General features: G+C 60.9%; 14 protein-coding genes. 12 read left to right on the top strand and 2 right to left on the bottom strand.

All coding sequences use genetic code 11. The annotated features are described in order from the left end of the window. Positions 1–104: 104 nt before the first annotated feature. The 9 genes from IFT59_RS17310 (at position 105) to IFT59_RS17350 (ending at position 9198) form a co-directional block, all read left to right on the top strand. Positions 105–1376, top strand: a complete 1272-nt coding sequence (locus IFT59_RS17310) for an imelysin family protein (protein ID WP_192087627.1) — start codon at positions 105–107, stop codon at positions 1374–1376. A gap of 28 nt (positions 1377–1404) precedes the next feature. Next, positions 1405–3072 carry a di-heme oxidoreductase family protein gene (locus IFT59_RS17315; RefSeq protein ID WP_192087628.1) on the top strand — a complete coding sequence of 556 codons (1668 nt, stop codon included), beginning with the start codon at positions 1405–1407 and terminating at the stop codon, positions 3070–3072. Beyond that, positions 3072–4178 carry an imelysin family protein gene (locus IFT59_RS17320; protein WP_192087629.1) on the top strand — a complete coding sequence of 369 codons (1107 nt, stop codon included), beginning with the start codon at positions 3072–3074 and terminating at the stop codon, positions 4176–4178. Before IFT59_RS17315 ends, IFT59_RS17320 begins: the two co-directional genes overlap by 1 nt. A 3-nt stretch (positions 4179–4181) precedes the next feature. Further along, the gene (locus IFT59_RS17325; protein WP_192087630.1) at positions 4182–5267 is read left to right on the top strand and encodes a DUF1513 domain-containing protein; all 1086 of its coding nucleotides are present in this window, start codon (positions 4182–4184) and stop codon (positions 5265–5267) included. A gap of 37 nt (positions 5268–5304) precedes the next feature. Then, positions 5305–5757 (top strand): TspO/MBR family protein, encoded by a 453-nt coding sequence (locus tag IFT59_RS17330; protein ID WP_192087631.1) that lies wholly within the window; start codon positions 5305–5307, stop codon positions 5755–5757. 70 nt (positions 5758–5827) lie between these two features. Further along, positions 5828–6277 (top strand): PaaI family thioesterase, encoded by a 450-nt coding sequence (locus IFT59_RS17335; RefSeq protein WP_192087632.1) that lies wholly within the window; start codon positions 5828–5830, stop codon positions 6275–6277. Continuing rightward, complete coding sequence (locus IFT59_RS17340) at positions 6274–6912, top strand: 5'-methylthioadenosine/S-adenosylhomocysteine nucleosidase (RefSeq protein ID WP_192087633.1); 639 nt, start codon at positions 6274–6276, stop codon at positions 6910–6912. The genes IFT59_RS17335 and IFT59_RS17340 overlap by 4 nt, the downstream gene beginning before the upstream one ends. 40 nt (positions 6913–6952) lie before the next feature. Then, a complete protein-coding gene (guaA, locus tag IFT59_RS17345; RefSeq protein ID WP_192087634.1) occupies positions 6953–8542 on the top strand; it encodes a glutamine-hydrolyzing GMP synthase in 1590 nt (529 codons plus the stop codon). Between the two features lie 65 nt (positions 8543–8607). After that, on the top strand, positions 8608–9198 hold the full coding sequence (locus IFT59_RS17350; RefSeq protein ID WP_192087635.1) for a YqaA family protein: 591 nt from the start codon (positions 8608–8610) through the stop codon (positions 9196–9198). Positions 9199–9454: 256 nt separating this feature from the next. Here the strand turns inward: IFT59_RS17350 and IFT59_RS17355 are convergent, their stop codons facing one another. After that, positions 9455–9619: a hypothetical protein gene (locus tag IFT59_RS17355; RefSeq protein WP_092663836.1), complete on the bottom strand. Its 165-nt coding sequence runs from the start codon at positions 9617–9619 to the stop codon at positions 9455–9457. Positions 9620–9789: 170 nt separating this feature from the next. On the opposite strand from IFT59_RS17355, the gene IFT59_RS17360 reads away from it, so the two are divergent. The 3 genes from IFT59_RS17360 to IFT59_RS17370 all read left to right on the top strand — a co-directional run bounded on the left by IFT59_RS17360 (position 9790) and on the right by IFT59_RS17370 (position 11967). After that, positions 9790–10143 (top strand): ArsC family reductase, encoded by a 354-nt coding sequence (locus tag IFT59_RS17360; protein ID WP_192087636.1) that lies wholly within the window; start codon positions 9790–9792, stop codon positions 10141–10143. A 4-nt stretch (positions 10144–10147) separates the two neighbouring features. Continuing rightward, positions 10148–10621, top strand: a complete 474-nt coding sequence (gene ybaK, locus IFT59_RS17365) for a Cys-tRNA(Pro) deacylase (RefSeq protein ID WP_192087637.1) — start codon at positions 10148–10150, stop codon at positions 10619–10621. Positions 10622–10713: 92 nt separating this feature from the next. Beyond that, positions 10714–11967 carry an aminopeptidase gene (locus IFT59_RS17370; protein WP_192087638.1) on the top strand — a complete coding sequence of 418 codons (1254 nt, stop codon included), beginning with the start codon at positions 10714–10716 and terminating at the stop codon, positions 11965–11967. A 309-nt stretch (positions 11968–12276) separates the two neighbouring features. Here the strand turns inward: IFT59_RS17370 and IFT59_RS17375 are convergent, their stop codons facing one another. Then, positions 12277–12612, bottom strand: coding sequence for a hypothetical protein (locus tag IFT59_RS17375; RefSeq protein ID WP_192087639.1), 336 nt, complete (start codon positions 12610–12612; stop codon positions 12277–12279). Positions 12613–12723: the final 111 nt, after the last annotated feature.

Genomic DNA, 12723 nt, shown 5'->3' on the forward strand with positions numbered 1-12723 from the left:
ACCCTGAAAGCATTCTAAACTAGATCATTTGACACAAGTTTAGATTTGCGCGATGAGCCTTTGAGGCAGCCTCGTTCTCAAACGACGCCGCAATGGAGAGGGACATGATCCGCAAATTCGCTTTCAGCGCCGCACTGGCGCTTCTCGCCGCATCGACTACATTAACGGCAGCGCGCGCCGACACGAAGCCGGCCGCCGTGCTCAAGCATTATTCCGAGCTGGCACATGCCAAGTTCGAGGACTCGCTGATATCAGCGCAGAGCCTCGAAAAGGCGGTCGACGCACTGATTGCAAATCCGAGCGAGGAAACCCTGAAGGCAGCAAAAGCGGCCTGGATCGCGGCCCGTGTTCCCTACCAGCAGACCGAAGTCTATCGTTTCGGCAATTCTGCCGTCGATGACTGGGAGGGCAAGGTCAATGCCTGGCCGCTGGATGAAGGCCTGATCGATTACGTCGATCCCTCCTATGGCACCGAAAGCGACGAGAACGCGCTCTATACGGCCAACATCATTGCCAACCCCAAGATCAAGGTGAACGGCAAGACGCTGGACACGACCAAGATCACCACAAAGACCCTTCGCAGCCTGCATGAGGCCGGCGAGATCGAGGCGAATGTGGCGACCGGGTACCATGCGATCGAGTTTCTGCTGTGGGGCCAGGATACGAACGGCACCGGACCAGGCGCCGGTGCGCGTCCCTACACGGATTACAGCAAGACCGAATGCACCAACGGCAGTTGCGACCGTCGCGCCGCCTACCTGAAAGCTGTGACCGCATTGCTGGTTGCCGATCTGAAGGACATGGTCGTGGCGTGGGGCCCCAAGGGCAAGGCCGCCAGGACCGTCGAGGCCAATGGCAAGAAGGGACTGAGCGCCATCCTGACCGGCATGGGCTCACTCTCCTATGGCGAGCTTGCCGGCGAGCGGATGAAGCTTGGCCTGCTGCTGCACGATCCGGAAGAAGAGCATGACTGCTTCTCCGACAACACCTATGCCTCGCACCTGAACGACGCGATCGGCATCAAGTCGGCCTATACGGGAGAATATACCCGTATCGACGGCACCAAGATGACCGGCGCTTCGCTGTCAGATCTCGTCTTGGCCAAGGACAAGGCGCTGGACGACGAGATGAAGGGCAAGCTGGATGCGACGCTTGCGGCCATGAACGCGATGGCCGACCGTGCCCAGAAGGTCGAGGCCTATGACCAGATGATCGGCGAGAACAATGCCGACGGTAACGTCGTCGTCCAGAAGGCGATCGACGGACTGATCGACCAGACCAAGACCATCGAGCGCGTCGTCGCGTCGCTCGACCTCGGCAAGGTTGAGCTCGAGGGTTCCGACAGCCTCGACAATCCCGACGCGGTGTTCCAGTAGCCGCTGAAGCGGTTGCCAAGCGATTGCGATGAAGAACGTTATCATCCCCACCCCTTCCCGAAAGCGGACGGGGCATAACCACACACCGGGTTGTCGCCAGCATCCGCTGGACGACGGGCTCGCGCGTGGCCACCTTGTCCATCGTGGGAACGGAGCTGCGAGAAGCGGATACTGGTATCGTCTGGTTTTGCCGCTGCTTTCCGGCGCTCTGTTTCTGATCCCGCTGATTGCAACCGGTGGCGACAACATTTTTCCGACGTCGCGCACCGATCTCAACCCGAAAGACCAGAAGCGGGTGGAGAGCGTGACGCGTTCCACGACGGACTTTTCCAAGCCGGAGCAGTTCGAGCTGATGGCCGGCGGCGGCGCGACGACCAAAGCCAGCGTCAACGGGAATATCTTCTCGCATTTTTCCGCCAACATCACGTTCGAGGAAGAGCAGGACTTCAAGCTCGGCAATGCGCTGTTCACCAAGCTGTGGGTCTCGTCTCCCTCGTCGACCCAGGCGTCCGATGGCTTGGGGCCGCTGTTTAACGCACGCGCCTGCCAGAGCTGTCACCTGAAGGACGGCCGCGGGCATCCGCCCGAAGGTGGCGCCGACGCGACATCGATGTTCCTGCGGCTGGCGCGGCCGGCACGGACCGACGAAGAACGCGCGGCAATCGCCGATTATCGCAAGCTCAATTTTCCGGATGCGGTCTATGGCGAGCAGTTGCAGGATCTGGCGGTCCCCGGGCTGCAGGCCGAGGGTAGACTGCAGATTGCCTATCAGGACCTGCCGGTGACACTTGCCGATGGCGAGGTGGTCACTTTGCGCAAGCCGAGCTATTCGGTGTCCGACCTAGGGTTTGGCCCGATGGAGGGCGATGTCACGCTTTCGCCGCGCGTGGCTCCGCCGATGATCGGAATGGGTCTCATCCAGGCGATCCACGAGGCTGACCTGCTAGATAACGCCGATCCCGACGATCGGGACGGCGATGGTATTTCCGGAAAGGCCGCACTGGTGCGCGACCACAAGAGCGGCGAGCTGAAGATCGGCCGTTTCGGCTTCAAGGCGCAGAACGCGTCCATCCGCGACCAGAGTTCATCGGCCTTCGTCGGCGACATCGGTATCTCGACGCCGGACGATCCGTTCGATCACGGCGACTGCCGGAAGGCGCAAAGCGACTGTCTGGCCCTGCCGACCGGTGTGCAGCCAAGGCTCGGTCCGGTGGAAGCGCCGGATCCGGTGCTGCCGCTCGTCACTTTCTATTCGGAAAACCTCGCCGTGCCGGCGCGGCGCGATATCGGCGATGCCGGTGTGCTGAAGGGTAAGCAACTGTTTTATCAGGCGGGCTGTGCATCCTGTCACATGCCGAAATTCGTGACCCGCCGCGATGCGGGAAACAAGGCGCATGCGTTCCAGCTGATCTGGCCCTATTCCGACTTCCTGTTGCACGACATGGGTGAAGGTCTTGCCGATGGCCAGCAGGTGGGCGTGGCGAACGGGCAGGAATGGCGCACCCAACCGCTCTGGGGTATCGGCTTGACGCAGACCGTCAATGGGCACACGTTCTTCCTGCATGACGGGCGGGCGCGAAACCTGACCGAGGCAATTCTCTGGCATGGCGGCGAGGCGCAGAAGGCACGTGATGCCTTTGCATCGCTTTCCAAGGATGATCGCGCTTCTCTTCTCACCTTCCTGGAGTCACTCTGATGCGCATGATTTTCGCGGCCGGCCTGGCTCTGCTGCTGTCCACAACGGCGCAGGCGCAGGATGCCGACAGCGTGCCGGCAGTCGAGCTTCCGGCAGCCTCCGTCACGAAAGTGATGACTGCGGCGGTCAACGGCTTTATCCGGCCGGGCTATGATGCCTTCGAGACGTCTGCGCAGGATGTGGCCGACAAGAGTGCTGCGCTCTGCAAGGCGCCTTCTGTCGCCAATCTCAATGTCGTCAAGACCGCATTCCGCGCGCTCGTCGTGAGCTGGGGGTCGATCGAGATCGTCCGCACCGGACCGATCATCGAGCAGAACCGGTTCGAGCGGGTTCTGTTTTATCCCGACCGCAAGAGCACCGGGCTGAAACAGGTGCAGGCTGTGCTTGCCAAGAAGGACGAGACAGCGACGGACCCTGCGACGCTTGCCACGAAAAGTGTGGCCACGCAGGGGCTCGGCGCACTCGAATATCTGCTTTACGGCACCAATGCCGATCGCGATCTGCTGCAGGCAGAGAATGCGTTTCGCTGCCGTTATGCAGCCGCGGCAGCCCAGAACGTCGCTAATGTCGCCAAGGAAGTCGCCGGCATATGGGACGCGCCGGATGGCATCGCCAAGACCTGGGAACAGCCGGGACCCGACAACCCGGCCTTTCGCACCGGCGGCGAGGCGATAACCGCTCTGCTGGGCATTCTGGTCCACGGCGCGGAGGCCGTGCGCGACCAGCGGATCGAGACATTCTACAAGGGTGCCGGCAAGGCGACGTTTCCGAAACAGGCGCTATTCTGGCGTTCGCAAAACACCTGGGACAGCCTGCACGGCAATCTTGATGGATTGTCAAAGCTGCTCGCCACGTCGGGCATGGTCGAGCTGTTGCAGGAAAAGGGTCAGCCGGTCGTCGCGGCAACGCAGGCGAGATTGCAGTCCATGATCGCCACGGCCCGCACCGTGATGCCCAATATCGAAGTGGCGGTCGAAAACCCCGGCGAACAGGCGAAGCTCCAATCGCTTCTCGACGGCGGCAAGGACGTGATCGCAAAGCTGAACGACGGTTATGGCGGCGCGATCGGGCTTTCCTCCGGCTTCTCGTTTGCAGATGGCGACTAGGCCATGAGCTGGCGCGGCGAAACGATCGATCGACGCGGCTTCCTGAAGGCGGCAGGCGTTGCCTTTACCGCAGCCCTTCAACCGGGCGCGCTGATGGCGCTGGAACGGGCTGACGCGGTCTATGCCTCGGGTTTTCGTGCGCCCGACGGTTCATTCGGCATTGCCACCGTGTCGGAGCGCGGCGAGATCATCGACCGTGTGGCGCTTCCCGCGCGGGCGCACGGCATGGCATTCAGTGCTGCGACCGGTCGAACCGTCGCCTTTGCCAGGCGGCCCGGCACGTTCGCCATGGTGTTCGATGCGGCACGCCGGGCAGAGCCTGTCATGATCACCGCGCCGGAGGGGCGACATTTCTACGGCCACGGGCATTTCTCGCCGGACGGCACCAGGCTCTACGCGAGTGAAAACGATTTCGACGGCAATCGCGGTATGATCGGCGTTTACGATGGAAGCGAAGGCTTCCGCCGCATCGGCGAATTCGATGCCCACGGCGTCGGCACCCACGACATGACCGTCTCCGACGACGGGTCGATGCTGGTCATTGCCAATGGCGGTATCGAGACGCATCCGGATTTCGGCCGCACCAAGCTCAATCTCGATCGTATGGAGCCATCGCTGGTGCTGCTGGATGCACGATCCGGCGCGCTGATCCAGAAACACCTGGTGCCGCCGTCGCTATCCCAGCTTTCCACCCGGCATCTGGATATTGCCGACAGTGGCCGGATCTGGTTCGCCTGCCAGTGGGAAGGTGCGCGCAACGCATTGCCGCCGCTTGCCGGCTGGTTTTCGAAGGGCGAGGACATCGCATTCCTAGACCTGCCCGAACAGACAACCGTCCGGCTCGGCAATTATGTGGGCGCGATTGCCGTTAATCGCCGTGAGGGGCTGGTCGGCCTGACATCGCCGGTCGGCGGTGCGGCGGTGACGCTGGATGCAAGGACCGGCAAGGTGCTGAGGGAAGAGACCGTGCGGGACGCTGCAGGGGTGGCCCCGGCCGCGCACGGCATCGCGGTCTCGACCTATGACGGGCGTTTCAACGAGACCGAAAGCCGGATTGCCTGGGACCAGCATATCGTTCGCATCGGATGATCTTTCCGGCAGCTCCAACCGCTCTATCTGAGGGCTCATGCGCAAACCTATCGTCTACGGTCTCTTCATCATCGCGTCGGTTGCCGTCGGCGTGATCAGCGGCGTCAGCAACATTCCCGGCGAATGGTACCAACAGCTGAACAAGCCGTTCTTCAATCCACCGAACTGGATCTTCGGACCGGTCTGGACGGTTCTCTACGGCATGATCGGCGCAGCGCTTGCCTCCACCTGGTACGACCAGAACAACACTCGAAGGCTGGTCGTGTTTGCGGTGCAGGCCGTGTTGAACCTGCTCTGGTCTCCGGCATTTTTCGGAATGCAGAACCCGGTTCTCGGCCTTACCATCATCATTCCGATGCTGGCTTTCATCCTGCTCTTCATCGCCATGAGCTGGCGGCCAAACCGCACCGCCGCGCTGCTATTCGTGCCCTATGCGCTGTGGGTCGCGTTTGCGACGATGCTCAACCTCTCGATCGTCATGCTCAACTGACGAGCTGAGACCAAACCGGCTTGCCGATACCGGCCCGGCGTGGCACGTTGCCTCGATCAAAGGGGCAGGCATGAGCATTCTCGAAAAAGGCGATTTTCGCGAGCGTATTCGCCAGAGTTTTGACCGGCAGGGCGCAATGGCAATGCTCGATGCGGAGCTCACCCGGGTCGAGCAGGCGATGATCGAGATCGAGCTGCCCTATAGCGAGAAGCTGACCCAACAGCATGGCTTTCTGCATGCCGGCGTGATTTCCGCGGCCCTCGACACAGCCTGCACCTATGCCGCCTACACGACGATTGCGCCTGACGCCTCGATCCTCACCATCGAGTTCAAGGTGAACCTGTTGTCGCCGGGACGTGGAGAGCGGTTTCTGTTTCGCGGCGAAATTACCAAGCCGGGGTCAACGATCATCGTCGCGGACGGGCGGGGCTATGCGATCAGTGACGGGCCGGCAAAACTCATTGCGTCCATGACCGCATCGATGATGGTCATCCGCGGCAGGCAGGATATCGTCGGATGAATTTCGAACTTAAGGCAGTTTCTGGCAGGCAGATCATGTTCGTCATGGCCGTCGATGCCGAATATGGTCCGCATCTCAAAACCCGTATCAAGCCGCTGATGACCGGCGTCGGCCCCGTCGAGGCGGCGGCCGTCCTGTCGCGTGCGCTGACACGGCTGGAGGCGGAAAGCCGGTTGCCGGATCTGGTTATCTCGCTCGGGTCCGCCGGCTCGCGCAGTCTCGAGCAGACTGAAGTATATCAGGTATCCTCGGTTGCCTATCGCGACATGGACGCCTCCCCGCTTGGTTTCGAAAAGGGACGCACGCCGTTTCTCGACCATCCCGCGATCGTTCCGATGACGCTGCGCATCCCCCAAATCCCGGAGGCGTCGCTTTCGACCGGCGGCAATATCGTTTCGGGAGCAGCCTATGATCTCGTTGCCGCCGACATGGTGGACATGGAGACATTCGCCGTGCTGCGATGCTGTCAGCTTTTCGGTCTTCCGCTGATCGGTCTGCGGGGCATTTCCGACGGCAAGGCGGAGCTGAAGCATGTCGACAACTGGACGGAATATCTTCATGTGATCGACGAGAAGCTTGCAGCAGTGATCGACCGGCTTGAAAACGCCCTCGAAAGCGGCGATTTGGCGCTCTGACGCAGTTGCACAAAAGCCAGTTTTTCTCTAAAGGCTCGCCATGACCCAGACAACACCCTTGGTAGCTCATCCCGACAGCATTCTCATCATCGATTTCGGCAGCCAGGTGACGCAGCTGATTGCGCGCCGCGTGCGCGAAGCGGGTGTGTATTGCGAGATCCACCCGTTTCAAAGTGCAGCGGACGCCTTCGACAGGATGGCGCCGAAGGGCGTGATCTTTTCCGGCGGCCCGGCATCGGTCACGACTGAGGGTAGCCCGCGCGCACCGCAGGCCGTGTTCGACAGCGGCGTTCCGATCCTTGGCATCTGCTATGGCCAGCAGACGCTGGCAACCCAGCTCGGCGGCGTCGTCGAAGGTGGCCATGCCGCGGAATTCGGCCGCGCCGACGTCGAGATCAAGAAATCCAGCCCGCTGTTTGATGGGTTCTGGGAACAGGGCGGACGCTATCCGGTCTGGATGAGCCACGGCGACCGCGTTACGCAGTTGCCTGATGGCTTCGAGGTGATCGCCACATCCGAAAACGCGCCGTTCGCGATCGCTGCCGACGAGAGCCGTCGCTACTACACGACGATGTTCCATCCGGAAGTGGTGCACACGCCTGATGGCGCCAAGCTTCTCTCCAATTTCGTGCACAAAATCGTCGGCCTGAAATCCGACTGGACCATGGCTGCCTACAAGGCCGAGATGATCCGCAAGATCCAGGAACAGGTGGGCACCGAGCGCGTCATCTGCGGCCTGTCCGGCGGCGTCGATTCATCCGTTGCCGCTATTCTGATCCATGAGGCAATCGGCGACCAGCTGACCTGCATCTATGTCGACCACGGCCTGATGCGCCAGGGCGAGACCGAACAGGTCGTCGGCATGTTCCGCGATGCCTATAACATCCCGCTCGTGGCCGTCGATGCATCCGACCTGTTCCTGACCCAGCTTGCCGGCGTTTCCGACCCTGAGGTCAAGCGCAAGACGATCGGACGTCTGTTCATCGAGGTTTTCGAATCGGAAGCCGCCAAGATCGCGTCCGACGGCAAGGGCGCACCGCGCTTCCTCGCACAGGGCACGCTTTATCCTGACGTCATCGAGAGCGTTTCGTTCTCCGGCGGCCCGTCGGTCACCATCAAGAGCCACCACAATGTCGGCGGCCTTCCTGAGCGCATGAACATGCAGCTGGTCGAGCCGCTGCGCGAACTGTTCAAGGACGAAGTGCGCGCGCTTGGTCGTGAACTCGGCCTGCCGGAAAGCTTTATCGGCCGCCATCCGTTCCCGGGTCCAGGCCTTGCCATCCGCTGCCCCGGTGCGATTACCCGAGAAAAGCTGGATATCCTGCGCAAGGCGGATGCGATCTATCTCGACGAAATCCGCAAGGCCGGTCTCTACGACACGATCTGGCAGGCGTTCGCCGTGCTGCTGCCTGTGCAGACCGTCGGCGTGATGGGCGACTACCGCACCTATGACTTCGTCTGTGCTCTTCGCGCCGTGACCTCCGTCGATGGCATGACGGCCGACTTCTATCCCTACGACATGAACTTCCTTGGCCGTGCGGCAACCCGCATCATCAACGAAGTGCGCGGCATCAACCGCGTCGTCTATGACGTGACCAGCAAGCCGCCCGGCACTATCGAGTGGGAATAGGCCTTTAGTGACCGGCCGCAGCACTCGGCGGCCTGTCACCTCCCAATCCCTTCCCGGATATCCCTATGCTCCGCAGCCTCTATGACTGGACGATGGCGCTCAGCGCCTGCAAGTCCGCAAGCGTGTGGCTTGCGGTCATCGCTTTCGTCGAAAGCTCTGTCTTCCTGGTACCGGCGGATGTGCTGTTTTTGCCCATGGCGCTCGCAAGGCCTGAGCGCGCCTGGCGCTACGCGCTGATCGCCACGACATTTTCGGTGCTGGGTGGCATTGCCGGCTGGTGGATCGGGTATTTCGCTTTCGATGCGATCGCCGTGCCGATCCTCGAATTCTGGGGCAAGCTCGATACGTTCAACGAGCTGAAATCCGGCATCACCTATGAGACGATCCTGCTGATGCTGGTCACCTCAGGCTTTGCGCATCTGCCGCCGATCAAGGTGGTCACGATCCTGTCCGGTGCCGTGCATGTCAACATCTGGCTGTTTATCGCGGCGGCCGTGGTGACCCGCGGAGCCCGCTTCTTTCTGCTCGCATGGCTCCTTCGTCGCCATGGCGAGAGCATCCGCCACTTCATCGAGAAGCGGCTCGGTAAGCTGGCGCTGATAGGCGCCGTCGTGCTGATCGCCGTCTATTGCGCCTACAAGATGCTGACGAGCTGAGTTGGCGCGACGCCGGCTGCGGGTACGCTATCAGGCAGTGTGTGCAGGCCTGGCCTATTACAATTATTTCTGCGGGGAAGTTTGTGGCGTTATCGCCTACCGGCTTGCGAAACAAGCCATGCGCTAAGCGGGATGGTGACCTGCTCTGGCTGAAGGGCTCAGCCGGGTCATATCATCAGCGCTTGTGGTGTGGCGAAGCATTACGCCACACAAGTCCGGCAGGAGCTTTCCCGCCGGGCGGTCTTTCGAAGAATGATTAGCGAACCTTGCGGAAAGCCTGGGGATCGATGCCGAGGATCTCGAGGTCACGGGCGTGCGGACGACGGTTGTTTTCGACAGCAGCGGATGCGGAGACGGCAGCGCCGAAAAGTGCAAATGCACGACCGAATGCGCCAACGCGGTTCTTGATAGATGCAGACATTTGATCTCTCCTTGTGATGTTCCCAAAATAGGCTGCACATTGTGCCTATACAATCGACAAGCTCACAGAGGAGGCATGCGCCAATCACATGGCACGGACCTCACGGCATCCATGTCTTGCCTAGACCGAGGTGCGGTTGCTATCGATCGTCATCAATGGAAGAGGTTCTCATGGCGATCACCATCTATGGCATCAAGAACTGCGACACGATGAAGAAGGCCCGCGCCTGGCTGGATGAGAAGGGCGTTGCCTACACCTTCCACGACTACAAGGCGCTCGGCATCGACCACGATCATCTTGACGACTGGACTGGTCGCGCCGGGTGGGAACAGGTGCTGAACCGCGCAGGCACCACGTTCAAGAAGCTGCCCGAGACCGACAAGCTGGATCTCGACCGGGAAAAGGCGATCGCGCTGATGGCGGCTCAGCCGTCGATGATCAAGCGGCCCGTACTGGAAGCGGATGGAAAACTGGTCGTCGGCTTCAAACCGGAAAGCTACGCCGCGACATTCACAGAGACCTGAATTCATGTCCAAGGCGACCCGCGGAACCGAAGTGCTCGAGAAGGCCGGCGTGAGCTTCACGACGGTCACCTACGATTACGATCCCAACGCCGAACGCATCGGGCTTCAGGCAGCCGAGGCGATCGGCGAAGAGCCTTGCCGTGTCCTGAAGACGTTGATGGCGGAGGTGGATGGCAAGGCGGTCTGCGTTGTCATCCCGTCAGACAGGGAGGTTTCGATGAAAAAGCTTGCGGCGGCCTTCGGCGGCAAGTCTGCGGCCATGATGAAACCGGCTGATGCCGAACGGATAACCGGCTATCGTGTCGGCGGCATTAGCCCGTTCGGACAGAGGAAGCTCGTCCCGACGGCCATAGAAGCGACTGCTCTCGAAGAGGTCTACGTTTTCATCAATGGTGGCCAGCGAGGACTTCAGGTTCGTCTTGCCCCAAAAGACGCACAATCGGCATTGAAAGCGATAGTGGCAGCCCTTGTTGCGTGAAGCGAGGGGACTATGATCGGGACCGATCGACTTCAAATTCAGCTTGGTCACCCTAAGTCGTGTCAGCAGATATTCCAAGAACAGAGGCCATTATGACAATCGTGCCGAATTTCCAGACCGCCATCGATCCGCAGAAACTCGAAAAGCTTGCCGAAGTGGCGGTCAAGGTTGGCCTTGGGCTCGCGAGGGACCAGGATCTCGTCATCACGGCGCCGATTGCGGCCTTGCCGCTGGTGCGGTTCCTGACCCGCCACGCCTATAAGGCCGGTGCCGGTCTCGTCTCCACGTTCTATTCCGACGAGGAGGCGACGCTTGCGCGCTACGAGTTTGCGCCCGATGCGAGTTTCGACAAGGCCTCGGACTGGCTCTACGAAGGCATGGCGAAGGCCTATGCCAATGGTGCCGCGCGTCTGGCGATCTCCGGCGACAATCCGATGATGCTCTCCGAACAGGATCCGTCCAAGGTGGCGCGGGCGAACAAGGCCAATTCGATGGCCTACAAGCCGGCGCTCGAAAAGATCGCCAATTTCGACATCAACTGGAACATCATTTCCTATCCCAACCCGGCATGGGCGCGGCAGGTGTTTCCGGATGTGCCGGAAGAGGTGGCGGTGCGCAAGCTGGCCGACGCGATCTTTGCCGCCTCCCGCGTCGATCTCGACGACCCTGTCGCTGCCTGGGCATCGCACAATGCAAACCTCAAGAAGCGCTCGACTTGGCTGAACGGCGAGCGTTTTTCGGCGCTTCATTTCACCGGCCCCGGCACGGATCTCACGGTCGGCCTGGCTGATGGCCATGAATGGCATGGCGGGGCATCCGTTGCGAAAAACGGTATCACCTGCAATCCGAATATCCCGACCGAAGAAGTGTTCACCACGCCGCATGCGCTGAAGGTGGAAGGCTATGTTTCGAGCACCAAGCCGCTGTCGCATCAGGGCACGTTGATCGACGATATCAGGGTGAAGTTCGACGGTGGCCGCATCGTCGAGGCAAGTGCCGCCAAGGGCGCGGAAGTGCTGAGCCGGGTTCTCGATACGGATGCGGGTGCTCGCCGGCTGGGCGAAGTGGCCCTGGTGCCGCATTCCTCGCCGATTTCGGCAAGCGGCATCTTGTTCTACAACACGCTGTTCGACGAAAACGCGTCGTGCCATATCGCGCTTGGCCAGTGCTATTCGAAATGCTTCCTCGACGGAGCTTCGCTGACGCCGGAGCAGATCAGGACCCAGGGCGGCAATTCGAGCCTCATCCACATCGACTGGATGATCGGATCCGACAAGGTGGATATCGACGGCATCAGGGCCGATGGTTCCAAAGTGCCTGTGATGCGCGCCGGCGAGTGGGCCTGACCCACGAGAAGAGACGCCCGGCAGGACCGGGCCTCTGGCTGATGACAAAGGTATTATCAAACAACTCTGCAGGATAGTTGGGAAACTGAGCCTGTCACCAAACGCCCCTCATCCTCGCCCTTGTGGCGAGGATCCAGTCAGCTCAAGTCCTTGAGCTGAAGAGGGTCTTTGACCCGACAGACGTCGGGTCGCTGGATCCCCGCCACAAGGGCGAGGATGAGGGAGAATGGGGTATCGCCCTCGTCAAACAAGTTTCTTCAGGGTTTGTCAGCAGCCCAAGAGGCCCGCTGGACCGAGCCCTTGCCATCATTAGCGGTAATAGACGACCTTGCCGCCATTGGCAGCGGTTTCCACCGACAGGACGTTGTGGATGGCAATGCCGCGGGCTTCGAGCGAGCGCATCAGGCTGCCGTCGGCACTGACTTCCGCCTGCGCCCTTCGCATGATCAGCGCGTTGCCGGAACCCGACCACTCGGAAAATCCGTCCTTGCGGCTGGTGAGCGAGCCCGACTGGATGGCGATGACGTTGTCGTCATAGGCTTTGCCGAAGATGATCTCCGATGCCCTCGTCTGTCCGGCCAGCGCCGGCGTGCCGAAAGCTGCCGCCGAGAGGATCAGCAACGAGGTTGCGAATGCTTTTTTCATGGCCGTGGTCTCCGTGTGTGACTGCCGAGGAAACGCAGCTTGCAACGCCGTGTTCCAGTAAGGTCTCATCACAAGAAGATAGGAAGTCCTGGCAGAGATTTGAATGGTGCT

The organism is Rhizobium sp. CFBP 8752, assembly GCF_014842035.1.
In the GTDB taxonomy this organism is placed as follows: Bacteria; Pseudomonadota; Alphaproteobacteria; order Rhizobiales; family Rhizobiaceae; genus Neorhizobium; species Neorhizobium soli.

What these genes read in the sequence shown, in the direction of transcription:
- IFT59_RS17310 (WP_192087627.1), top strand. Translation starts at nt 105, where the DNA reads ATGATCCGCAAATTCGCTTTCAGCGCCGCACTGGCGCTTCTCGCCGCA.
- IFT59_RS17315 (WP_192087628.1), top strand. Translation starts at nt 1,405, where the DNA reads ATGAAGAACGTTATCATCCCCACCCCTTCCCGAAAGCGGACGGGGCAT.
- IFT59_RS17320 (WP_192087629.1), top strand. Translation starts at nt 3,072, where the DNA reads ATGCGCATGATTTTCGCGGCCGGCCTGGCTCTGCTGCTGTCCACAACG.
- IFT59_RS17325 (WP_192087630.1), top strand. Translation starts at nt 4,182, where the DNA reads ATGAGCTGGCGCGGCGAAACGATCGATCGACGCGGCTTCCTGAAGGCG.
- IFT59_RS17330 (WP_192087631.1), top strand. Translation starts at nt 5,305, where the DNA reads ATGCGCAAACCTATCGTCTACGGTCTCTTCATCATCGCGTCGGTTGCC.
- IFT59_RS17335 (WP_192087632.1), top strand. Translation starts at nt 5,828, where the DNA reads ATGAGCATTCTCGAAAAAGGCGATTTTCGCGAGCGTATTCGCCAGAGT.
- IFT59_RS17340 (WP_192087633.1), top strand. Translation starts at nt 6,274, where the DNA reads ATGAATTTCGAACTTAAGGCAGTTTCTGGCAGGCAGATCATGTTCGTC.
- guaA (WP_192087634.1), top strand. Translation starts at nt 6,953, where the DNA reads ATGACCCAGACAACACCCTTGGTAGCTCATCCCGACAGCATTCTCATC.
- IFT59_RS17350 (WP_192087635.1), top strand. Translation starts at nt 8,608, where the DNA reads ATGCTCCGCAGCCTCTATGACTGGACGATGGCGCTCAGCGCCTGCAAG.
- IFT59_RS17355 (WP_092663836.1), bottom strand. Translation starts at nt 9,619, where the DNA reads ATGTCTGCATCTATCAAGAACCGCGTTGGCGCATTCGGTCGTGCATTT.
- IFT59_RS17360 (WP_192087636.1), top strand. Translation starts at nt 9,790, where the DNA reads ATGGCGATCACCATCTATGGCATCAAGAACTGCGACACGATGAAGAAG.
- ybaK (WP_192087637.1), top strand. Translation starts at nt 10,148, where the DNA reads ATGTCCAAGGCGACCCGCGGAACCGAAGTGCTCGAGAAGGCCGGCGTG.
- IFT59_RS17370 (WP_192087638.1), top strand. Translation starts at nt 10,714, where the DNA reads ATGACAATCGTGCCGAATTTCCAGACCGCCATCGATCCGCAGAAACTC.
- IFT59_RS17375 (WP_192087639.1), bottom strand. Translation starts at nt 12,612, where the DNA reads ATGAAAAAAGCATTCGCAACCTCGTTGCTGATCCTCTCGGCGGCAGCT.